General features: G+C 60.6%; 18 protein-coding genes. 9 read left to right on the forward strand and 9 right to left on the reverse strand.

Annotated elements, in window-relative coordinates:
- Positions 1–1,171: hypothetical protein (locus QZ822_RS06845; RefSeq protein WP_294643539.1), on the reverse strand; the 1,171-nt coding region annotated here is incomplete at its 3' end.
- A gap of 254 nt (positions 1,172–1,425) precedes the next feature.
- Between QZ822_RS06845 and QZ822_RS06850 the strand changes: the two genes are divergently transcribed.
- From QZ822_RS06850 to QZ822_RS06860, 3 genes are all read left to right on the forward strand, one after another.
- Positions 1,426–1,947, forward strand: a complete 522-nt coding sequence (locus QZ822_RS06850; protein WP_294643541.1) for an NUDIX domain-containing protein — start codon at positions 1,426–1,428, stop codon at positions 1,945–1,947.
- A gap of 149 nt (positions 1,948–2,096) precedes the next feature.
- Positions 2,097–2,684 (forward strand): TIGR00730 family Rossman fold protein, encoded by a 588-nt coding sequence (locus tag QZ822_RS06855; protein WP_294643543.1) that lies wholly within the window; start codon positions 2,097–2,099, stop codon positions 2,682–2,684.
- 25 nt (positions 2,685–2,709) lie between these two features.
- Positions 2,710–3,414, forward strand: a complete 705-nt coding sequence (locus tag QZ822_RS06860; protein WP_294643545.1) for a pyroglutamyl-peptidase I — start codon at positions 2,710–2,712, stop codon at positions 3,412–3,414.
- A gap of 142 nt (positions 3,415–3,556) precedes the next feature.
- Here QZ822_RS06860 and pgi read toward each other — a convergent pair whose 3' ends face one another.
- Complete coding sequence (gene pgi / locus QZ822_RS06865; protein ID WP_294643547.1) at positions 3,557–5,233, reverse strand: glucose-6-phosphate isomerase; 1,677 nt, start codon at positions 5,231–5,233, stop codon at positions 3,557–3,559.
- Between the two features lie 429 nt (positions 5,234–5,662).
- Between pgi and QZ822_RS06870 the strand changes: the two genes are divergently transcribed.
- The 6 genes from QZ822_RS06870 (at position 5,663) to dapC (ending at position 14,844) form a co-directional block, all read left to right on the forward strand.
- Positions 5,663–7,711: an acyltransferase family protein gene (locus QZ822_RS06870; protein ID WP_294643548.1), complete on the forward strand. Its 2,049-nt coding sequence runs from the start codon at positions 5,663–5,665 to the stop codon at positions 7,709–7,711.
- Positions 7,712–7,914: 203 nt separating this feature from the next.
- Entirely contained in the window at positions 7,915–8,865 is a 951-nt protein-coding gene (locus QZ822_RS06875) for an NAD(+) diphosphatase (RefSeq protein WP_294643550.1), read from the forward strand.
- 209 nt (positions 8,866–9,074) lie between these two features.
- Entirely contained in the window at positions 9,075–10,988 is a 1,914-nt protein-coding gene (typA, locus tag QZ822_RS06880; RefSeq protein ID WP_294643552.1) for a translational GTPase TypA, read from the forward strand.
- A gap of 338 nt (positions 10,989–11,326) precedes the next feature.
- Positions 11,327–12,679 carry a PIG-L family deacetylase gene (locus QZ822_RS06885; RefSeq protein WP_294643554.1) on the forward strand — a complete coding sequence of 451 codons (1,353 nt, stop codon included), beginning with the start codon at positions 11,327–11,329 and terminating at the stop codon, positions 12,677–12,679.
- A 510-nt stretch (positions 12,680–13,189) separates the two neighbouring features.
- Positions 13,190–13,510, forward strand: a complete 321-nt coding sequence (gene fdxA, locus QZ822_RS06890; protein WP_049354209.1) for a ferredoxin — start codon at positions 13,190–13,192, stop codon at positions 13,508–13,510.
- A gap of 194 nt (positions 13,511–13,704) precedes the next feature.
- Positions 13,705–14,844, forward strand: coding sequence for a succinyldiaminopimelate transaminase (dapC, locus tag QZ822_RS06895; protein WP_294643556.1), 1,140 nt, complete (start codon positions 13,705–13,707; stop codon positions 14,842–14,844).
- 167 nt (positions 14,845–15,011) lie between these two features.
- On the opposite strand, the gene QZ822_RS06900 is transcribed toward dapC, so the two are convergent.
- From QZ822_RS06900 to dapD, 7 genes are all read right to left on the reverse strand, one after another.
- A complete protein-coding gene (locus tag QZ822_RS06900; RefSeq protein ID WP_294643557.1) occupies positions 15,012–15,950 on the reverse strand; it encodes an amino acid ABC transporter permease in 939 nt (312 codons plus the stop codon).
- The gene (locus QZ822_RS06905; protein ID WP_012903145.1) at positions 15,947–16,630 is read right to left on the reverse strand and encodes an amino acid ABC transporter permease; all 684 of its coding nucleotides are present in this window, start codon (positions 16,628–16,630) and stop codon (positions 15,947–15,949) included. The genes QZ822_RS06900 and QZ822_RS06905 overlap by 4 nt, the downstream gene beginning before the upstream one ends.
- Before the next feature lie 19 nt (positions 16,631–16,649).
- Complete coding sequence (locus tag QZ822_RS06910) at positions 16,650–17,480, reverse strand: glutamate ABC transporter substrate-binding protein (protein ID WP_294643559.1); 831 nt, start codon at positions 17,478–17,480, stop codon at positions 16,650–16,652.
- Between the two features lie 13 nt (positions 17,481–17,493).
- Positions 17,494–18,258 carry an amino acid ABC transporter ATP-binding protein gene (locus QZ822_RS06915; RefSeq protein WP_294643561.1) on the reverse strand — a complete coding sequence of 255 codons (765 nt, stop codon included), beginning with the start codon at positions 18,256–18,258 and terminating at the stop codon, positions 17,494–17,496.
- A gap of 373 nt (positions 18,259–18,631) precedes the next feature.
- Positions 18,632–19,645 (reverse strand): UDP-glucose 4-epimerase GalE, encoded by a 1,014-nt coding sequence (gene galE, locus QZ822_RS06920; RefSeq protein ID WP_049327623.1) that lies wholly within the window; start codon positions 19,643–19,645, stop codon positions 18,632–18,634.
- Between the two features lie 225 nt (positions 19,646–19,870).
- Positions 19,871–20,755: a DUF4253 domain-containing protein gene (locus QZ822_RS06925; protein ID WP_294643563.1), complete on the reverse strand. Its 885-nt coding sequence runs from the start codon at positions 20,753–20,755 to the stop codon at positions 19,871–19,873.
- Positions 20,756–20,995: 240 nt separating this feature from the next.
- A complete protein-coding gene (gene dapD, locus QZ822_RS06930; RefSeq protein WP_294643565.1) occupies positions 20,996–21,961 on the reverse strand; it encodes a 2,3,4,5-tetrahydropyridine-2,6-dicarboxylate N-succinyltransferase in 966 nt (321 codons plus the stop codon).
- Positions 21,962–21,964: the final 3 nt, after the last annotated feature.

A 21,964-nucleotide genomic window follows, 5' to 3' on the forward strand; every position in this document is an offset into this window, starting at 1 on the left:
CTACGGTTGCCTCCGGCAGGGGCGCCACGGTGGGTGCGTCCGTCGGGTTCACGCCTACGGTTGCTTCGGGCAGGGGTGCCACGGTGGGCGCGTCGGTCGGGTTAACGCCTACGGTTGCCTCCGGCAGGGGCGCCACGGTGGGTGCGTCCGTCGGGTTCACGCCGATGGTTGCCTCCGGTAGCGGTGCCACGGTGGGTGCGTCCGTCGGGTTCACGCCGATGGTTGCCTCGGGCAGGGGTGCCACGGTGGGTGCATCGGTCGGGTTAACGCCCACGGTTGCCTCGGGCAGAGGAGCCACCGTCGGGGCATAAGTCGGAACCGCAGACACCACGGGCTCCTGCGCGAAAAGCTCAAGAGGCTTCTGAGCATCAAACGAACCGTACTCGGCACCCTCAACGCCAGCCGCCATGGTGCCCGCAATGTACTTGTGGGAGGTATTCAGCGTCGCCGCAACATCCGCCGGAACCTTCACCTCCGTCTCAAAGACACCGTTGTGAATCTGCGAAGCAGGTACGGTCACCTCAGCCACGAAGCGCATACCCTGCTGGGGAAAACGGCCGGGAACCCACACGTTCGTATCAGACACCACCACGCGCACACCGTGCGGGGTCGCCTCACCCGTGTAGCCGGCACCGCGCACCTTCAACACGGTCTCACCCTTGGTGTTCAGACGCGGGGAATCCACGTGCAGAACCGGTGCGGCGCTATCCTTCACAACGTCCATGCGCAGAACCTGACCGCCACCGTAACCATCAACGATGATATTAGCGACGAAGCTGTAGTTCTTCGCCGGGTCAATCAGGCTACCGGGAACGTAATGGGTCGCAGTCGCCGTGCCGTCCTTGAACGGGCCGTCAACGCGCACCGTCTGAATCGGGTTCAGAAACGGGAAACCCCTATGGTTTGCCTCATGCAAAGCCGGGGCGAAAGCGGTAGTTTTCGCGGGCAGTTTCGATGCCTTGAACGTAATCTTGTTCAGACGCAGGGCGGTCTTCAGCTCACGGGTGTTGGTCTCAACCTTGTAGTTGTAGACCGTAATAACCGGCGGGTTATCCGGATTCGGGGTATTTGCTGCCGCAACAGAAGGCAGAGCGCCCAGGCTCAAGGAGGCGGCAAGAAGAACAGAAGCGCCGGCGCTACCGTAGCGGCGGGCAGGAGAAGAGTTAGCCATCACGAAGTTCCTTCTACATGAGTGATTGAGCGATTCGCACTCTTCCTGTATCACGCCAAGTCGAGTGCGTATACGGTACCGCGACATCGCGGTTACTTACACCGTAACACGCACCTAAACGCATGAACCGGACATAAGATAACTCGCCGAAATATTACGTAAAACCACTACCCGCAGGGCGCACAATAGGGCGGATGAATAAGACAAACACGCACAGCGCCGGGCAGAAGACAGGGAAATGCTAGGGTAGAAAGATGCCCACACAGAAGAACCCGCAGAACCGAGTAGAAGCAGCCCACACTGCCCAGCCCATTGCTGAACACAGCGCCATCGATAGCGCCCACCGCGTCGTCAACGTGTGCGCCGTGGCAATCCGCAACCGGGACGGGCTCGTACTCACCGTGCGCAAACAGGGTAGCGACGGGTTCATGATGCCCGGCGGCAAACCCGAACCGGGGGAGACCCCGCTGCAGACTGCCTGCCGCGAAGTGAGCGAAGAAATCGGGCTCACCCCCGACCCCGACCGGATGCGCCACCTCGGACTCCTCGAAGCCGCCGCGCTGAACGAGGCAGGCTTTACGGTACGCGCCGAAACCTTCGAATACGCCCCCACCGACGAGCAGCACGAGCTATTGGCTTCTTTGGTGCCGCAGGCAGAAATCGCTGAGCTACGCTGGGTCAACCCCTCCATGAGCAGCCCCTCCGATAGCGCCGCGCAGGCACCTCTCAATACCGAGCAGATCTTCCCGCTGCTGGCACGCACCCCGCTACCCTAACCACCGCGCCCATGCCCCCCTGAACTGGCGGGCGGCACACATGAGGTACACAGGTGCATCCGGTACCCTCAACACAGCAACATCTATCGCGGGTAGAACGCATAGAGGCGCTCCACCCCGGAACCCCCCCATACACCCCAAGGAGAACCATGAAGAAGACTGACTACAACCTCGCCGTCTACTGCGGTGCACGCTCCGGCAACGACCCGCTCTTCACCACCCGCGCCCAGGAGCTCGGAACCCTCTGCGCCCAGAACAATATTGGCGTGGTCTACGGTGGCGGCCGCACCGGCCTCATGGGCACCGTCGCGGGCGCAACCCTGGACGCCGGCGGCGTGGTCTACGGCGTGGTCACCCACAAGCTGGTCGGCCTGGAGGGCGTGTACCCCGGCCAGACCACCCTCGACATTGTGGACACCATGCACCAGCGCAAAATCGCCATGATTGAGAAGGCTGACGCGTTCGTCGCCATGCCCGGCGGCCCCGGCACCCTCGAAGAGTTCTTTGAAGTCTTCAGCTGGCAGTTCCTCGACATTCACTCCAAGCCGGTTGCCCTGCTGAACGTCAACGGCTACTGGGACAAGCTCATCGACGCGATGCACTACATGGCGTCCACCGGCCTGCTGAACGAGCGCTACCTGGACGAGCTCATCATTGCCACCACCCCCGAGGAGCTTCTGGAGGCGCTCGCCAAGGACCTGGAACGCCGCGCCGCAGTAAAGAACGCTGCTGAATAAACCACCGCAGAAAACGAGATCGACTATGTCAACCACACCCAACCAGGCACGCACCCTGCTGCTGACCTTCTTCGGCCCGTTCCCCGGTGTGCCCGTGAACCCCACCGTGGCGCTCGCCGAGGGTGCTCAGCGTCTGCTGAGCCAGATGCGCCCGGACCTGAACGTCATCACCCGCGAACTGCCCGTCAGCTATGACGGCTCCAGCACCGCCCTGCGTGCCGCCCTGCAGGAGGTGCAGCCCGATGCGCTCATCAGCCTGGGCGTGGCGGTTGGCCGCGACGTGGTGAGCCTGGAGCAGGTTGCTATCAATCTGGACTCTGCTGGTATTGAAGATAACGACGGCGACCAGCGCTGCGATGAGCCGATTGCTCCGGGTGGTCAGGAAGCGTACTTCTCCTCCCTGCCGGTGCGCGCCAGCTTTGAGCGTCTGCGTGCGGCGGGGGAGCCGGTCGAGATTTCGTACACCGCCGGAACCTACGTGTGCAACCACGTGTTCTACGAGGGGCAGCGCATCAGCCGTGAGCTGGGGCTGAGCATCCCCGCAGGGTTCGTGCATGTGCCCGCAACCCGTGCTGACGGTGACGAGGCGACCGAGGGTGTGGAGCTGACCGCTCACCGCGATGCCGGTGGCGTGGTTCGTGACGAGCAGGGCATCCCGCAGCTGCCCGAGTCCACCGTGGTGCGCATTATCGCCGAGATTGCCTCGGACACCCTGCCCGCCGTGGACTAGCAGCACGGGGTCAGCCAGAACCCATATAACTAGAACCCATATAGCAAAACCGCCGGATAGCCTCCCGAACTGGGAGCCTATCCGGCGGTTTGTGCATACTACACCCGAAAGCTATAAAACTCTCGGGTGTAGGTCTGAGCTACTACTTGGTGCGGTTCTTCAGGTAGTAGTCAATCAGCGAAGCGGTCGAAGAATCCTGACGAGCCAGAACCTCGCGGTCACCCTCAATAGCGGGAACCAGATCCAGGGCCAGCTTCTTACCGAGCTCAACACCCCACTGGTCGAAGGAGTCAATGCCCCAGACGACACCCTGAACGAAGGTGATGTGCTCGTACAGGGCAATCAGGGAGCCCAGAACGCGCGGGGTCAGGCGCGGCGCCATGATGGAGGTGGAGGGGCGGTTACCGCTGAAGATACGTGCGTTGACCACGTGCTCTGCGGTGCCCTCTGCGCGAACCTCTTCCTCGGTCTTGCCGAAGGCGAGAGCCTGAGACTGTGCGAAGAAGTTAGCCAGGAACAGCTCGTGAACGTCCTGCTCGCCGTCCTTGGTCGGGTGGACCGGGTTAGCGAATGCCAGGAAGTCCGCGGGGATCAGGCGGGTGCCCTGGTGGATCAGCTGGTAGAAAGCGTGCTGGCCGTTGGTGCCGGGCTCGCCCCAGAAGACTTCACCGGTTGCGTAGTTGACGAAGGAGCCGTCTGCGCGAACGGACTTGCCGTTGGACTCCATGGTCAGCTGCTGCAGGTATGCGGGGAAGCGGTGCAGGTACTGGTCGTAGGGCAGAACCGCGTGGGTCTCAGCACCCAGGAAGTTCACGTTCCAGATGTTCAGCAGACCCATCAGAACGGGCACGTTCTGCGCCAGGGGAGCGGTGCGGAAGTGCTCATCCATTGCGTGGAAGCCGGCGAGGAATTCAGCGAAAACCTTCGGACCGAAAACAATAGCCAGGGAGGTGCCGATCGCGGAGTCTACGGAGTAGCGGCCGCCAACCCAGTCCCAGAAGCCGAAAGCGTTCTCGGGGTCAATGCCGAATGCTGCAACCTTGTCGAGTGCGGTGGAGACAGCCACGAAGTGCTTAGCCACAGCCTCGGATGCTTCCTTGCCCTCCAGCGCGCCTGCCTCACGCAGGGAGGAGAGCAGCCACTCGCGTGCCACGCGTGCGTTGGTCAGGGTCTCCAGGGTGCCGAAGGTCTTGGATGCGACGATGAACAGGGTGGTCTCGGGGTTCAGGTCGGAGACCTTCTCAGCCACGTCGGTCGGGTCAATGTTGGAGATGAAGCGGGCGGTGATGCCTGCATCGGCGTAAGGCTTGAGAGCCTCGTACACCATGACCGGGCCCAGGTCGGAGCCACCGATACCGATGTTCACGACGGTCTCGATGCGCTTGCCGGTGATACCGATCCACTCGCCGCTGCGCACGCGCTCAGCGAATGCGTAAATCTTCTTCAGAACGGCGTGAACGTCTGCGTCTACGTCCTGGCCGTCAACGGTCAGCGCGGGGGTGTAACCCTCGGGGCGGCGCAGTGCGGTGTGCAGCACGGCGCGGTCCTCTGTGACGTTAATGTGCTCACCGGAGAACATAGCCTCGCGAGCCTGCTCCAGCTTGACCTCTTCAGCGAGCTTGAGCAGCAGCTCAACGGTCTCGGAGGTAATCAGGTTCTTGGAGAGGTCGACGTGCAGTTCGTCGGCGGTGAAGCTGAGCTTCTGCGCGCGTTCCGGGTCAGCAGCAAACCACTCGCGCAGGTTCGGAGTGAGGGACTTGTGATGAGCGGACAGAGCAGACCACGCGGATGTGGTCGTGGGGTCAATAGAAGTAGTCATGGTTCCATTCTCTTATTTTCGGGTGCCTCTGTCATCTCTTTCGGGGGTGATATGGAACGATACGGCGAAAAAATCGAAACCTGGCACTGCTGTGCGCAGCGCAGAATCGGGGCGGGTAAATCGAAGAAAACGAAGAGGGTAACGTGCCTTGTCGGGCGTGCATCCCTCGAGAGAGTGAATGAATCGCACAGGGAATAGGATAAATCCCGCAAACCTTGAAGTTCAGCTTTAAAAAACGTTAGACTAGTCGGAATACTGTCTGGAGTGCAGAAACACCTCGAGGACTGCCACCTCACCCCGCGCCCAGACATCCCTATGAGATTCTTCCGCCCGGTACGACCTTTGGGGCTGGAGACTCATACCAATCTCTCAAGCACACAACACTCAGGACAACTAAACATGGCTTTTAACCTCTTCCAGGGGATTCGTGTGCCTAAAAACAATACGAATCCTCCCTACGAGTCTTTCCTGGAAACCCGCGGCTTCCGCCCCGAAATCCAGGGTCTACGCGCATTCGCTGTGCTGCTCGTCGTGATCTACCACGTGTGGGTGGGCAAGGTCTCCGGCGGTGTGGACGTCTTCCTGTTCATCTCCGCTTTCCTGCTCTCGCTCTCCTTCATGCGGAAGATCAATGAGGGTAAGCCCCTCAAACTCCTGAACTACTGGACGCACGTGTTCACCCGTCTGCTGCCCGCAGCGTCGGTCGTGATTCTGCTGACCCTCGCCGGAAGCTTCCTGGTACTCTCACCGACCGTCTGGAGCGCACGTGCCGTGGACGCGCAGGCATCCCTGTTCTACTGGCAGAATTGGAACCTGGCGAACAACGCGGTGAACTACTTTGCCTCCGACACCGGCGGCAAGACGCCCTTCCTGCACTTCTGGTCCCTGTCGATTCAGGGTCAGATTTTCCTGCTGTGGCCGGTGCTCTTCGCAATCACCGCTCTGCTGGTGAAGAAGGCTCGTATCAAGCCGGTACCCGCCGCCGTGCTGGTCTTCGGCCTGGTCTTCTGCGCATCCTTCGCGTTCTCCGTGTGGGAGACCAAGAACTTCGCCGCCTACGCCTACTTCGATACCCGCACCCGCCTCTGGGAGTTCGCGGTCGGTACCCTGCTCGCCATCATGACCCTCAAGTGGAAGCCCGCACACGTGGGCACCCGCGTGGTCATGGGCTGGATTGGTACCATCGGTCTGATTACCTGCGGCGCCGTGCTGCCTGTTGAGAAGGCGTTCCCCGGCTTCCTCGCCCTGTGGCCGATTCTCTCCGGTGCACTGGTCATTATTGCCGGCCGCACCGATCATAAGTTCGCGATTGACCGTCTGCTGACCTCCAAGCCGCTGCTGAACCTGGGCAATATTTCCTACGCCCTGTACCTGGTGCACTGGCCCATGCTTGTGCTCTACAGCGCCGCCGCGGGTAAGCCGCGCGTCTCCTTCCTCGAAGGCACCGTACTGATTGCCGCATCGATTGGCCTGGCGTGGGTTCTGAACCGCTTCGTGGAGAAGCCCCTGCGCTCGGCATTCGACAACTTCCTGCCGGCGCTCGCCTCCAAACTGAAGTTCAAGCGCCCGGTCACCTCCTACGCAGCGTGGGCTGGCAACATCGCATTCGTTGCGGCAATTCTTGCCCTGGTCGCACCGACAGTGCTCGGTACCCGCGCACTGGCTGAGCAGCGTGACGCACAGGTTATCAGCAACGCGATGAGCAGTATCCAGGACGATAAGGACACCTACCCCGGTGCCCGTGCACTCTCGCCCGATAAGGAGCTCGTTGAAGCTGACCCCATCCCGAAGAACGCTACTATTGCTAGTCTATTCGTCCCCTGGGATACCGGTTGTAAGGGTTCCCACGCTCTGCAGAAGACTGAGGCTCTGAAAGGTATTTCTAAGCAGGCGGGCGCTAACCAGCTCAACCTGCTGCTAACCGGTTGCCCGTATCCTTTCACCCAGCCTGAGAATACGGTGAATGGGTTCATGAAGCGTTGCATCCCGTTCACTGAGAACGCGACCGCTGAAATTCTGACGGCGAAGCCGACCACCGTGTTTATTATTTCGACCACCACCGCAACAACTGCTGAGGGCGAAACCGTAGACCCCGGTCTGGACGAGACCTTGCGCAAGCTTACTGACGCAGGTATTCAGGTCATTGGCATTCGCGATAACCCGCGTTTTGCCTCCGACATGTACATGTGCGCAATGAAGGCGAAGAACATCGATGACTGTGCAGAGCCCATCGAAGCAAAGTACGGTGAGGACCCTGCCGCCCCGATTTTCGCCAAGTACGCTGACCGCGGTGCCTACCAGATCGATCTGAAGGATGTGTATTGCCCCGACGGCAAGTGCTCGGTCCTGCAGGGCAACGTGTACATGTACGCCGACTCGAACCACCTGACGAATGTCTACGAGGCAACCCTGACCGATATTATCTACGAGCGTGCCCTTGCCGCTGGTTGGGACCCGAAGGGAACCACCGCAAAGTAACGCACCTGATAAGATTGTGAAGAGTGCAGTGCCCCCTTCCACCGTGTGTGGGAGGGGGCTTTGCTGTGCCCTGAGGTCTTTCTGGAACGTGGGTCGGGAAAGGAACGCTGGTCGGGAAGGAAACGCTGGTTTTTGCTTTTTGTCATGCGAACGTGAGCTACAGCCGCGCAACGAAGGAGCACGAGCGGAGTAGAGTAAAACCTATGACTTCTTCACCTGAACACGCACCCGCTGATGCTCACACGCCCACTGGCACTCGCGCGTTGCGCTACCTGCTCATCTCCCGCGCGGGGGAGACCCTCCTCAACGATGACGGAACCCTGCACTACCTGACCGGTCACGATGCTGCTGAGCCGCTGACCGAAGACGTGATCCTTGCACGCAGTGTCATCCGCCCCGCCGCTTACGGCGCTGACGCCCAGAAGAATAGTGGCGCGGAGGTGCACGTGCTCTACTGCGAGGATGAAACCCTCGCGCAGGTCGCCGTCAACCTGAACAACCCTCGGGTGCACGCCTCTGTCAGTGGCTTCCTCTACTACCCGGTCCACGAGGACCCGGAAGGCCGTGCCCACTATGCCACCGCCCTGGCGCGCCGCGACTACCTCATCGACATGCGCTACTCCGCCTACAGTGGCGAGGAGGCGCCCCTCGGCTCCAAGGGAATCCGCCGCACCGCCTCGGGCGAGCTGGTGTTCCCCCGCATTGAACCCGCCGTGATGGCGCTGGTGACCAGCCGCGATGGCGAGCGCGTGCTGCTCGCGAATAACCGCCAGTGGCACCCGAACCGCTTCGCCCTTATTGCTGGATTCGTTGACCCCGGCGAAAACCTCGAAGAGGCAATCGCCCGCGAAGTCTACGAAGAAACCGGCCTGCACACCCTCAGCACCGAGTACCGTATGAGTGATGTGTGGCCTTTCCCGCGCTCGCTCATGATTTGCTACCGGGCGCGCGTGGATGAGAACGAACCCATCATCCACCACGACGGTGAGATTCGCGCGGCGCGCTGGTTTACCGCCCCCGAACTGCGTGAGGCGATTGCTATCTCGGAGGAGCGCGGCAACAGCGCCGAGGACGACCCCGCCAAGCTGGAGCTGCCCGGCACGAATGCGGTCGCCCGCCGCATGATTGATGAGTGGCTCGCAGAAAAGCCCTAGTGATACACTGGTAGCTAAGCCCAACGGAGGGGGGTCCGTTTTGGCGTGCCCGGAAATGCTCTCATCGCAGAGCGGGTCCATCGGCAAACACTCAAACCGGCAAACACCCCCAGATACCTACCTGTAGGTACTGCCCTGCGACCCCCGCGCTGTCTAGCGCGCACCCGTTGGCAAGACTATCCCCTAGATTTAAGCGAGAAACTTAACGCATGTCTGAAAATACCGCTTCGCGCCCCGACCTTCGCAATGTGGCCATCGTGGCACACGTTGACCACGGCAAGACCACCATCGTCGACGCGATGCTGCAGCAGACCCACGCCTTCTCTGCCCACGCAGATGTTGAAGACCGAGTCATGGACTCCGGCGACCTCGAAAAGGAAAAGGGCATCACCATTCTGGCGAAGAACACCACCGTGTTCTACAACGGCCCTTCCGCCAACGGTGAGACCATCACCATTAACGTTATTGACACCCCCGGCCACGCCGACTTCGGTGGCGAGGTGGAGCGCGGCCTGTCCATGGTTGACGGCGTTGTGCTGCTCGTGGACGCATCCGAAGGCCCGCTACCCCAGACTCGCTTCGTGCTACGTAAGGCACTGGCTGCTAAGCTGCCCGTGATTCTCGTGGTGAACAAGGTTGACCGCCCCGACTCCCGTATCGACGAGGTTGTTGGCGAGTCCATGGACCTGCTGCTTGGCCTGGCATCCGATTTGGCGGAGGAAGTCCCCGACCTGGACCTGGACGCTGTGCTGAACGTTCCGGTGGTGTACGCATCCGGTAAGGCTGGCGCTGCATCCCTGAACCAGCCCGCAGACGGCCAGCTGCCCGACAACGGCGACCTTGAGCCGCTGTTCAAGACCATCATCGAGCACGTGCCCGCCCCCACCTACGATCCCAACGAGGTTCTGCAGGCACACGTGACCAACCTGGACTCCTCCCCGTTCCTGGGCCGTCTGGCACTGGTCCGTATCTTCAACGGCACCCTGAAGAAGGGCCAGACCGTTGCCTGGGCACGTCACGACGGTGAAATCAAGAACGTCCGCATCTCTGAGCTGCTGGCTACCAAGGCTCTCGAGCGTGTTCCCGCAGAGTCCGCTGGCCCCGGCGAAATCGTCGCAGTGGCAGGTATTGAGGACATCACCATTGGTGAAACCCTCACCGACGCGGAGAACCCCAAGCCCCTGCCGCTGATCAAGGTGGACGATCCCGCGATCTCCATGACCATCGGTATTAACACCTCCCCGCTGGCTGGCCGCGTCAAGGGCGCAAAGGTCACCGCACGTCAGGTGAAGGACCGCCTGGACCGCGAGCTCATCGGTAACGTGTCCATCAAGGTTCTGCCCACCCAGCGTCCGGACGCGTGGGAAGTTCAGGGCCGTGGCGAGCTCGCCCTGGCTATCCTCGTGGAGCAGATGCGCCGCGAAGGCTTCGAGCTGACCGTGGGCAAGCCCCAGGTGGTTACCAAGACCATCGACGGCAAGGTCTACGAGCCCATGGAGCACATGATTATTGACGTGCCCGAGGAGTACCTGGGCGCTGTCACCCAGCTGATGGCTGCACGTAAGGGCCGCATGGAGAACATGGCGAACCACGGTACCGGTTGGGTCCGTATGGAGTTCGCTGTTCCCGCACGTGGTCTGATTGGTTTCCGTACCCAGTTCCTGACTGAGACCCGCGGTGCCGGTATTTCTTCCTCCTACTCGATTGAGCACGAGCCCTGGGCTGGCGACATTGAGTACCGCACCAACGGTTCGCTGATTGCTGACCGTGCCGGCGTGGTGACCCCCTACGCGATGATTAACCTGCAGGAGCGCGGCACCTTCTTCGTGGAGCCCACCTCCGAGGTGTACGAGGGCATGATCGTTGGTATGAACTCCCGTGCAGACGACATGGAAGTTAACATCACCAAGGAAAAGAAGCTGACCAACATGCGTTCTTCGACCGCGGACAACTTCGAAAACCTGACCCCGCCGAAGAAGCTGACCCTGGAAGAGTGCCTCGAGTTCGCTCGCGAAGACGAGTGCGTTGAGGTTACCCCCGAGGCGATTCGTATCCGTAAGGTCATCCTGGATTCCAACGAGCGTGTCCGCGAGTTCCGCCGCCGCGCCCGTGCGAACGACTAATACGCGCGAACTAATAGCGCGTTAGCGACTAGCCTACTGTAGCGGGTGCTGTCGTTACGTAAGAGCCGCCGCTACCTTTCATATGGAAGGTGGCGGCGGTTCTGTTTATCCCTCCCGTTTTAATCCTCCCGAAGCGTTCGGGAAAACAAGTAGGTAGGGGAGGGGACGCGCTTCTGCGTGCTGGCTAAAACCGCCTCCGAAAAGCCCGAACGCTCCGCGCCGTGCGGGTGAGTGTGTAAGATAAAATAATGCGCCCGAGGCGGTGGCACCTACCCGCCACCCCGTACGGCGCTGTTGACTGTCCGAAAGCCCGACCCTGCGTATGAGAGGGAAAGCCTGTGTCTGATTCCGAGAACACTCAGCCTGATTCTGTGACCCCCAGCTACCCCACGCAGGGTGAGCGCATCGCCCCCGGCTCGCGCCGTGACCTGCTACCGAATAACTACGATGCGAAGAAGGCACGCATCCTGTTCGTGCATGCACACCCGGATGATGAAACCTCCTCGACCGGTGCGACCATGGCGTACTACGCGCAGAAGGGCGCGGAGGTGTACCTGCTGACTGCGACCCGCGGTGAGCTGGGTGAGGTCATCCCCGAGGAGCTGCATCACCTGGAGGTCGGTAAGCCCGGCTGCCGTGATAATGGTGAGGCGCTGGGCGAGTACCGCACCGGTGAGCTTGCTGGCGCTATCAAGGCGCTGGGCGTGAAGAAGCAGTTCTTCCTGGGCCAGGAGCCCGCCGTGGCTGAAGGCGCGCTGCCTCTGTACCGTGACTCCGGTATGGCGTGGGGTCCGGAGGGTAAGCCCGTCGCTAACCCGGTGGCGGCGGCTGATTCGTTGACCGCGCAGCCTCTGGAACCGCAGGCTCAGGCGCTGGTTGCCGCTATCCGCGCCCTCAATCCGGACGTTCTGGTCACCTACGATTCGGACGGCGGCTACGGCCACCCCGACCACGTGCGCGTGTACGAGATTGTGCACCGCGCCCTGCAGATTCTTGACGACGACGATGAGGACCGCCCGATTCTCACCTGGGGTATCGAGGGCGAGTTTGATACGGCTGATCAGCGCGTGCAGGCGGCTATCTACGGTGACGGAACCGCCAAGCGTAAGGCGATGGAGGCGCACCGCACCCAGATTACGGTGGTGGACGAGAAGACTTTCGAGTACTCGAACAAGGTGCCGCAGAAGATTTCTGCCGTGGAGACCTTCCGCGTGCTCGACGGCGACCCGACCGCGACCGTGCATCCGAAGCCGCAGGAGGCGGGTCTGGTGGCGGGCGTTCTGACCGGCTCGATTCTGGGTATTTTCGCCGGTATCGCCGGTTCAATTTACCACGCCTGGGTCGTGTATGCGGGGGATACCGCCCTGCCGCTGGGCTTGCTGGTGGCGTACCTGACGGTTTTCTTTACCGCCCTGTGGTGTGCCCTGTCGCTGCGTCGCGGCTATGCGGCGGCTGTTGTGGCTGTTGCGGTGTTCGTGACCGTGTACGTTCTGGCGTACGGTCGCCCCGATTCGCCGTTCGTGCTGGTGAACCCGAGCCACTCGGCGATTGGTTTCTACGGTGCCCTGTGGTGGTTTGGCGCCCCGGTGGCGGCGATGCTGGGCATGCTCGTGTACACTCGCGCTCGCGTGAAGGATGCGCAGTATTTCTCGCCGCGTGCGGCGCATCAGCGTGCGCGTGCTAAGAAGTAGCCTGAAGGTTATCGCTACGTCATAACGTGGGGGAGGGGCGTTCCGGTGTGCCGGGGCGCCCCTCCTTCTTTGGTAGCGGCTTCTTCTGCCTCGTTGTTTGGTCTGCGGGCGATGAGCTACGAATGCGGGCGTGAAAGCAGGAAAATAGAGAAGAAAATTTATGCGTTATTCGGTGAATTTCATGCGTGGGAAAAAGCGTGGACTTCATCAAAAAATTCATGTGACGAAGATTTCATTTTTGGCTTAATCTATTTTTGAAAGCCAGCCGACTAGTCGTAATGCAAATAAATACCAGGTCAGCCTAGCCTAAAAAATACCCCCACAAACCCAGTGACCCACTGTCTGATACACCACGAAAATACTGTTAAACAGTCAGCGCGCGATAGACTATACACAGACTTCCCCGCCGGGTACCAACCACTCGGCGGTTTACTCTGTAGATTTTGCCCTGCAGCAGACGACCCGCAGACCGGCGGGCACGGGGCGAACAGCTTCTAGAAAGGCACACCAATGACCTACGTAATCGCGCTTCCCTGCGTGGATGTCAAAGACCGCGCATGCGTTGAAGAATGCCCCGTCGACTGCATCTACGAAGGCGAACGCACCCTGTACATCCACCCCGATGAGTGCGTGGACTGCGGCGCCTGCGAGCCCGTCTGCCCCGTAGAAGCAATCTACTACGAAGACGACGTCCCCGAAGAGTGGACCGAATACGTCAGCGCCAACGCAGACTTCTTCGACGACCTGGGCTCCCCCGGCGGCGCAGCAAAGCTCGGTCCCACCGGCAAGGACGTGCCCTTCATCGCGGCGCTGCCCCCTCGTGGTGAGTAGTAGCCTGCGGCGAGTAGTAGCTACAACCGCATAGACTGACCGCACCCGCTAACGGGTGCCAAGAGCCTCCATCACAGCACCCGGTGCCCACGCACCGTCTAGGCGCTGGAATGGAGGCTCTTGCTGTAGGCACGCCAGCGCCCGGGCGCTAGACTAAAATGACGAAAACTATTCCCAAGCAACCAGGTGACACAATGACTTACGGCCTGAACCTGCCCGAATACCCCTGGGAGGCGCTCGCCCCCTACCGCGCAACCGCGGCCGCCCACCCGGACGGCCCGGTGGACCTGTCCATCGGCACCCCGGTTGACCCGACCCCGCAGAACATTCGCGAGGCGCTGGCGGCTGCCTCTGACGCTCCCGGCTACCCGACCACCCAGGGCACCCCCGCCCTGCGTGAGGCTATCGCCGAGTGGTTTGAGCGCCGACGCGGCGTGAAGGGCCTGAGCCCGGACGCGATCATGCCCACGGTTGGTTCGAAGGAACTCGTGGCGTGGCTGCCGTTCCTGCTGGGTCTGGGCCCGGGCGATGTGGTCGTGTACCCGCGCGTTGCGTACCCCACCTACGATATGGGTGCCCGCTTTGCCCGCGCCGAGTCTGTGCCCGCCGACAGCCTGGACGAGCTGGACGCTGACATCCGCAGCCGCGTGAAGCTGATTTGGGTGAACTCCCCGGCGAACCCGAACGGCACGGTCCGTACCGTGGAGCAGCTGCGTGAGATTGTGGCGCAGGCGCGTGAAATCGGTGCCGTGGTGGCATCTGACGAGTGCTACGCGGAGCTTGGTTGGGGTGCCTGGGATGAGGCGCGCGGCGGTCAGCCGGTGCCGTCCATCCTGGATCCTCGCGTGTGCGATGGTGACTTTACTGGCCTGTTTGCTGTGTACTCGCTGTCGAAGCAGTCGAACCTCGCCGGTTACCGTGCCGCGTTCATCGCCGGTGCTCCCGAAATCATGCCGAACCTGATTAATAGCCGCAAGCACGCCGGCATGATTGTGCCCGCCCCCGTGCAGGCTGCCATGATGGTGGCGCTGGCTGATGAGGCGCACGTGGAGGCTCAGAAGGACCTGTACCGTGCCCGCCGCGAGGTACTGGAGGAGGCGATTGCCGCCGCCGGTGGCCGCATCGAGAATTCTGAGGCTGGCCTGTACCTGTGGACCACTTTCGGCGAGTCCACCTGGGATTCGATTGGTCGCCTGGCGGAGCTGGGTATTATTGCTGGCCCCGGCGTGTTCTACGGCGAGGACGGCGAAGGCTACGTGCGTATCGCTCTGACCGCCTCGGATGAGGCGGTGGCGAAGGCTGCTGAGCGTCTGAAGGCTTCTGCATCTAAGTAACGTTGCCGCTAAGCAGTCCCGACAGGCATGTAGCCCCGATAGGCGTGTAGCTTCGGCAGCTAACTAGCCCGCACAGCAGAAAGCCCCCGCACCCTCCCGAAAGGGGAGTGCGGGGGCTTTGCCATATCCGCTGATTGTCGTTGGCTGAGGAGCCCGAACGAGAAGGGTTACTTGCGGCCTCCGGGCAGAACGAACATCTGAACGGTCGGCGGGTTCGGGTTGTCCAACTCGCCGGGAATCAGCTCGCGGGTCACCTTAGCGGAGGTACGCGATGCCAGGCGGTCGGTAATGCCGGTTGCCACAGCCGTCAGGATAAAGTTCACAATCACGAACAGCGCCGCCGCCAGAAGCAGGGTCTGCAGCACGTTACCGTCACCGGAACCGATACGGCGCGCCGAAGCGAGCAGCTCGGGGTAGGAGATGATGTAACCAAGGGCGGTGTCCTTCAGAATCACAACGAACTGGCTGAGCATCGAGGGCATCATGGCGGTGAACGCCTGCGGAATCAGAATCTGAATCAGAGTCTGGCTGGGGGTCAGACCGATTGCCAGACCCGCCTCACCCTGACCGCGCGGAAGCTGCTTCACACCCGAACGCAGCAGCTCAGCAATCACCGAGCCGTTGTACAGGGTCAGACCAATCACCACGGCGATGAAGGGTAGCTGAGCCGGCGGAAGGCCGCTGTACTTGCCCAAGAACAGCCAGAAGAAGATCATCATGATCAGCACCGGCACGGCGCGGAAGAACTCCACGACCACGGTACCAATCCAACGGAACACGCGGTACTGAGACAGTCGAGCAATACCGAAGAGCAGACCGAACGCAATGGAGGTGACCACCGAAATCGCTGCCGCCGACAGAGTCGAGGCGAGACCCGGCAAGTAGTAGGAAGTCCAGGCGCGGGCGGTGAACAGGTCGGTCCACTTTTCTGCCTCCAGCTGGCCCTTCTCACCCATCACGCTCAGCACGTACACCGCGAAAATCGCGAAGACGATGAGTGCCGCAATGTTGAAGATGCGGGTGCGGCGCTGAGCAATGGGGCCCGGCTCATCGAAAAGCACCGAAGAAGCGGCGCGGGTTTCATTACTGATAAAGGGGTTTTTCATCGCTTCACCGCCAGCTTACGAGAGGACCAGGTGGTCAGGACACCAATGGGAACAACAATAATCACGAAGCCCATTGCGAAGATCATGAAGATGGCAAGCACCATGTTCGCGTCGAACTCAATCATGGACTTCATCATGCCGGAAGCCTCAGCCACCGACGCCACAGAAGCCACGGTCGTGTTCTTTGCCAGAGCAATCAGGGTGTTACCGAGCGGGGTGATGGAACCGCGCAGAGCCTGCGGGAAAATCACCAAGCGGGCGGTGTCGAAGAAGCCCAGACCGATAGCGCGTGCCGCCTCAGCCTGTCCCTTCGGCACGGTGTTCACACCCGAACGAATCGCCTCGCAGATGAACGCCGCGTGGTAAATCGACAGCACAATCACCGCGTACACGAAGAAGTTCGTGTCAAAATCGTGCGAGAAGGAGAGCTGGAACTGAGTCCACACACCCAGAATCGCCAGGGTCATCAGAATGGTCAGCGGGGTGTTACGCACCAGGTGCACGTAGGCGGTACCCACCCATCGCAGGGACGGAACGGGGCTGATGCGCATGAGCGCCAGCACGGTACCGATGACGAAGGAGCCAATAGCCGCCCAGAAGGTCAGCTCAATATTGGTCATGAAGGCGCCGAGCACATCGTACTTTGCCAGGAGGGCGCCGAGTTGGTCAAAGAATGACATTCGTGAACCTCTCTAGAGACTAGGCGCAGGAAGCGCTCGGGGACGGCGGATTGGTCTCGGTGTTGTAGTGGTAGCCGGTACCTTCGGTGTACTTGGTGACCAGCTTCTCCCAGGTGCCGTCGGCGACCATCTCGTTGATCGCCTTGTTCACGGCTTCGCACTTGTCGGTGCCCTTGGGCAGGCCCACGCCGTAGCGTTCTGTGGTGAACGGGGCGCCAACCACCTTCAGCTTGCCCTTGTTCGCCTTGGTGGCTGCCAGACCGGCGAGGATGATGTCGTCGGTGGTGACGGCGTCAACCACGCCGCCGTTGAGGGCGACCACACAGTCGGAGTAGCTGTTCTGCTTGACCAGGTTCACGTTCTTGGCGAACTTGTCCTGCACCTTCTGGGCGCTGGTGGAGCCGGTGACGGAGCAGAGGTTCTTGCCGTTGAGGTCGTCGGGGCCGTGGATATCGGTGTTATCGGCACGCACGAGTAGGTCCTGACCTGCGGTGTAGTAGGGGCCGGCGAAGTCCACGGTCTTCTTACGGCTATCAGAGATGGAGTAGGTCGCAAAGATCATGTCCACTTGGCCGTTGTTGAGCATGTTCTCGCGGTTGGCGCTGGGGGATTCGACGAACTCGATCTGGTCTTCGGAGTAGCCGAGCTTACCTGCGACGTAGCGTGCTACGTCCACGTCGAAGCCGGTGTATGCGCTGCCGTCCTGGTAGCCGAGGCCGGGCTGATCGAACTTAATGCCGATGCGGATCTTGTGGTCGCTATTTGCGCTGGAGCATCCTGCGAGAGTACCGGTGAGGGCGAGGGATGCTGCCGCGGCGAGTGCCGCGAGCTTACGTGAATATTTTTTCATGACAATCCCTTGCTTAGTGGTCGATGATCTTGGATAGGAAGTCCTTGGCGCGCTCGCTCTTCGGGTTGGTGAAGAACTCGTCCGGGTGTGCCTCTTCGACGATCTCGCCGTCGGCAAGGAAGACGATGCGGTCTGCCGCCTTGCGGGCGAATCCCATCTCGTGGGTCACCACGATCATGGTCATGCCTTCCTTCGCGAGGGAGACCATGGTGTCGAGCACTTCGTTGACCATTTCGGGGTCGAGGGCGCTGGTGGGTTCGTCAAAGAGCATGACTTTGGGCTTCATAGCGAGGGCGCGGGCGATAGCGACGCGCTGCTGCTGACCACCGGAAAGCTGGGCGGGCATCTTGTTAGCCTGGGAATCCACACCAACCTTTGCGAGCAGCTGCATGGCTTCTGCTTCTGCCTCTGACTTGGAGATTTTGCGGATTCGGCGGGGGCCGAGGGTCACGTTGTCCAGGATGGTCTTGTGCGCGAAGAGGTTGTAGGACTGGAAAACCATGCCGACCTCTGCGCGGAGCTTGGCGAGGGCGCGGCCCTCCTTGGGCAGTTCCTGCCCGTCAATCTTGATGGAACCGCTGGAGATGGTTTCGAGGCGGTTGATGGTTCGGCAGAGGGTTGATTTGCCGGAACCGGAGGGGCCGAGAAGGATGATGACCTCGCCCTTGCCCACGGAAAGGTTGATGTTCTTCAGAACGTGATTAGTGCCGTAGTACTTGTTGACGTCGGTAATCTCTACGAGGTTTTTCTGTGCTGCGGGAGCTGCCTGTGCGGACATCACTAACCTTTCATGTGAGGTGTATCTATGATGCAGATTGCATAAATGCTGAGTTTTTAGCTTACGCCCGGCGTGTAACACGCGTGTAAATTATTCGTTTCCCCGTGTAAAAACTGTGAATTTTTAAGGGCTAATGCATAGTTATAGTATTTTTGACGTAAAAATATGGGTAAAAAACACCCCATCTCCACAAATAGCTCTGACTAGCAGAAACGTAGATTCCTGCGCATATGCCCCAGAGGGCTGTCCACCGCCTCCAGAGCGTAAATCACAAGCTGGCAAGAATTTCGAAAAAAGTGCAAAAAAGTGCCCGATAGGTGAGATAACACCTATCGGGCACTCTTCAACACCCCTCACAAGGGGCTAAAACAGCTTAGGCTTCGTAACCGTTGGGGTTGTTCTTCTGCCAGTTCCAGTGGTCGCGAACCATGGTCTTAATGTCGCGGCTAGCGCTCCAACCCAGATCCGCCAGAGCAGAGGAAGGATCAGCGTAAGAGACCGCAACGTCACCGGGGCGACGATCCACAATCTTGTACGGCAGCTCCTTACCGCACGCCTCCTCGAACGCGTGCAGAACCTGCAGAACCGAGTAGCCGTTACCGGTACCCAGGTTCCAGGTGTGCAGGCCGCCGTGCTCAGTAATGTAGTTCAGCGCCTTCAGGTGACCGTCAGCCAGGTCAACCACGTGGATGTAGTCGCGCACACCGGTACCGTCAACGGTCGGGTAGTCGTTACCGAAGACGTTCAGATGATCGCGGCGACCCACAGCAACCTGCGCGATGAAGGGCACCAGGTTGTTCGGGATACCCGCCGGGTCCTCACCGATACGGCCGGACTCGTGCGCACCAACGGGGTTGAAGTAACGCAGCAGAGCAATGTTCCACTTGGAGTCGGAAGCAGCCAGGTCAACCAGCATGTCCTCAATGTGCTCCTTGGTGCGGCCGTAGCAGGACTGCGCATCCATGTTCATCTTCTCGATCAGAGGCATGGACTCGGGCTCACCGTACACGGTAGCGGAGGAGGAGAACACGATGGAGTGGCAGTCAGCCTCATCCATTGCGTACAGCAGGTTCAGGGTGCCAGCCACGTTGGTCTGGTAGTACCACAGCGGCTTCTCTGCGGACTCGCCCACAGCCTTCAGGCCCGCAAAGTGAATCACAGCGTCGGGGCGAACCTGCTTGAAGAGAGCCTTCATACCTTCGAGGTCGAGCAGGTCAACCTTGTGGAACTCGGGGGCGCGGCCAGCGAGTTCAGCGACGCGCTTGAGGGACTCCTCGGAAGAGTTCGCGAGGTTATCCATGACGACGACGTCGTGGCCTGCCTTGAGCAGTTCAAGTACAGTGTGGGAGCCGATGTAGCCGGCGCCGCCGGTAACGAGTACCTTCATGATGTCCTTTCGGGCTTTATATATCCGGAAAAAGTGCTCCGGATGGGGGACAAAAGCTGTTGAGCTGTATCTAATGGTACAGCTGTGAATGGGGTGTAAGTACTGCGGGACACTGTGCGCTTGTGCACTCTGGTGTGAGCATGTGGGAGGCGTTATTGAGGTGTGTCGCCACTCGCCTTTGCCCAGCGCCTGAATCCGCGTATTAGCTGATTTCTGAGTCGACCTCTAATCCCACCAGAAATACCACTGGCGGCTCTGGTGAATAAACTCCGTCAGCTGCTCAAAATCCTCAAAAACCTGGAACGGAAGATCGGAACAGAATGCGAATTGCTCGACCGCCAGATTCTTCGCTTCGACCGGGTCGGTGACGGGGCGCTCCACCAGAAATTCCAGACAATCAGCATTGTCAAGAGCCGCCGGGATGGCACCGTACTTTTCACGCCAATAGTGGGTGAACGCCAGCTGCGTTTCAGCGTCCGGGCAGTCATTCCAGCCGCCGAAGGGCAGGTACGCGGGAATATCGGCAGGGTCATTGGTCGGAACCTGCAGCAGGAGCATCTCGCCTTGATTCTCCTCATCCGCAAGCTCGTAGCAGAGCAGAGCGGAAAGAGTCGGGGCGTCAGCTTCGGGCTCCTCATCGGGCAGAAAATCGGAGCTCATAAACTCGTCGACAAGCTCGTTGAGGTTGAAGTCGTCCGGGTCGTCCTCGCTAGTATCTTCGCCATCGTCGGCAACCCGGCGCAGCTGCTGGGCAATGGCGGTGCTACCGTACTCTTCGGCGGAGGCGCCACCACGGGCGGTACGGTAACGCTGCAGGACAGCACGAGTGTAGGCGCTCACCTGCTCGGGGGTTAGAGTCTCAACATCGTCAATGATGTCGTGCTCAAGGGATACCGCAATGACCATGCTTTCAAGCACCGTATCGTTCAGGTTCAGGAAGAAGGGGACGAACCCCTCCGCGCGCCCCAGCTTAGCCAGCTCATCGTAACGAGTCATGGCATCAGCGGCAGGAGCGCCCACCGCAATACGCTCGTGCGGGTAGGGGAAGAGGCGCGTAAAGTGCCGGTAGGTTTCGCTCATCGTCGACTCTGACTTAGGTGATTTGGGCATCTGAATTCCTCTCTGAACTGTACAAGTGGTCAGTCATGGCGGGTGCGCTGTACCCGGTACTACCAGCCTAGCGAAAGCCTGAGCATCCCGCCCTGAAAACGGTCATCGTAGCCGCCGCGGATTCGCGCCCAGCCTGTGAGAGCGACGAAGAGAGAACACAGGGGCACAGAAAAGGGGTCGGGATGCTTCACACATCCCGACCCCAAAAGATTGCAAAGACAACCAGCACTAGTGCACAGACTAGTTCAGGTGTAGTGCCTCGTTCAGCTCCACGGTGTTCTTCGCACGCGGCAGAACCTCAATCGCGCCGCTAATCGAATTGCGGCGGAACAGCAGATTCGACACGCCGGACAGCTCCGCAGCCTTCACCACGCGCGCCTCCTGACCGGGTAGCAGAACACTCACGCGCGAACCGGCGGTCACGTACAGGCCAGCCTCAACCACGCAGTCATCACCCAGAGCAATACCGATACCGGACTCCGCACCCAGCAGAGAACGCTCACCAATGGACACGCGCTGAGTGCCGCCACCGGAGAGGGTACCCATCGTGGAGGCGCCGCCACCCACATCCGAGCCGTCGCCCACCACAACGCCCTGAGAAATACGGCCCTCAACCATGGAGGTGCCCAGGGTACCGGCGTTGAAGTTCACGAAGCCTTCGTGCATCACGGTCGTGCCGGACGCCAGGTGCGCACCCAGGCGTAGACGGTCACCGTCGCCAATGCGCACGCCGGCGGGAACCACGTAATCCACCAGGCGCGGGAACTTATCAATGTGGCTCACGCTCAGGTGGCCCAGCTTGCGCAGACCAATCGCCAGCTTCTGGAACTCGGCGGCAAGCACCGGGCCGTGGTTAGTCCACGCAACATTCGCCAGGGTGCCGAACAGGCCGTCCAGGTTCAGCTCGTTGGGGCGAACCAGAGTGTGGGAGAGCAGGTGCAGACGCAGGTACGCGTCGACTGCGTCTTCGGGTGCCTCATCCAGGTTGATGGATGCAGTACGCACCTCGGTACGGGCGTTACGCGCCGGATGCTCAACGGCCAGTTCCTCCAACTCGTCCGCGATGGACAGGTCGGGGGTCTGGGTGAGGGAGGGGGCGGGGAACCAGGCATCCAGGACGGTGCCGGCGTGCTCGCCAGAGATAACAACATTGACCAGTGCGACGCCGGAGGCGTAACGGGGAGTGTTTTCAGACATGCCTCCCATTAT

The sequence above is a fragment of the uncultured Rothia sp. genome, from assembly GCF_916715725.1.
Classification (GTDB): domain Bacteria; phylum Actinomycetota; class Actinomycetes; order Actinomycetales; family Micrococcaceae; genus Rothia.

Bases quoted from the DNA above. Each gene is read 5' to 3' on its own strand.
- QZ822_RS06850 (WP_294643541.1), top strand. From the start codon at position 1,426: ATGCCCACACAGAAGAACCCGCAGAACCGAGTAGAAGCAGCCCACACT.
- QZ822_RS06855 (WP_294643543.1), top strand. From the start codon at position 2,097: ATGAAGAAGACTGACTACAACCTCGCCGTCTACTGCGGTGCACGCTCC.
- QZ822_RS06860 (WP_294643545.1), top strand. From the start codon at position 2,710: ATGTCAACCACACCCAACCAGGCACGCACCCTGCTGCTGACCTTCTTC.
- pgi (WP_294643547.1), bottom strand. From the start codon at position 5,233: ATGACTACTTCTATTGACCCCACGACCACATCCGCGTGGTCTGCTCTG.
- QZ822_RS06875 (WP_294643550.1), top strand. From the start codon at position 7,915: ATGACTTCTTCACCTGAACACGCACCCGCTGATGCTCACACGCCCACT.
- typA (WP_294643552.1), top strand. From the start codon at position 9,075: ATGTCTGAAAATACCGCTTCGCGCCCCGACCTTCGCAATGTGGCCATC.
- fdxA (WP_049354209.1), top strand. From the start codon at position 13,190: ATGACCTACGTAATCGCGCTTCCCTGCGTGGATGTCAAAGACCGCGCA.
- dapC (WP_294643556.1), top strand. From the start codon at position 13,705: ATGACTTACGGCCTGAACCTGCCCGAATACCCCTGGGAGGCGCTCGCC.
- QZ822_RS06900 (WP_294643557.1), bottom strand. From the start codon at position 15,950: ATGAAAAACCCCTTTATCAGTAATGAAACCCGCGCCGCTTCTTCGGTG.
- QZ822_RS06905 (WP_012903145.1), bottom strand. From the start codon at position 16,630: ATGTCATTCTTTGACCAACTCGGCGCCCTCCTGGCAAAGTACGATGTG.
- QZ822_RS06910 (WP_294643559.1), bottom strand. From the start codon at position 17,480: ATGAAAAAATATTCACGTAAGCTCGCGGCACTCGCCGCGGCAGCATCC.
- QZ822_RS06915 (WP_294643561.1), bottom strand. From the start codon at position 18,258: ATGTCCGCACAGGCAGCTCCCGCAGCACAGAAAAACCTCGTAGAGATT.
- galE (WP_049327623.1), bottom strand. From the start codon at position 19,645: ATGAAGGTACTCGTTACCGGCGGCGCCGGCTACATCGGCTCCCACACT.
- QZ822_RS06925 (WP_294643563.1), bottom strand. From the start codon at position 20,755: ATGCCCAAATCACCTAAGTCAGAGTCGACGATGAGCGAAACCTACCGG.
- dapD (WP_294643565.1), bottom strand. From the start codon at position 21,961: ATGGGAGGCATGTCTGAAAACACTCCCCGTTACGCCTCCGGCGTCGCA.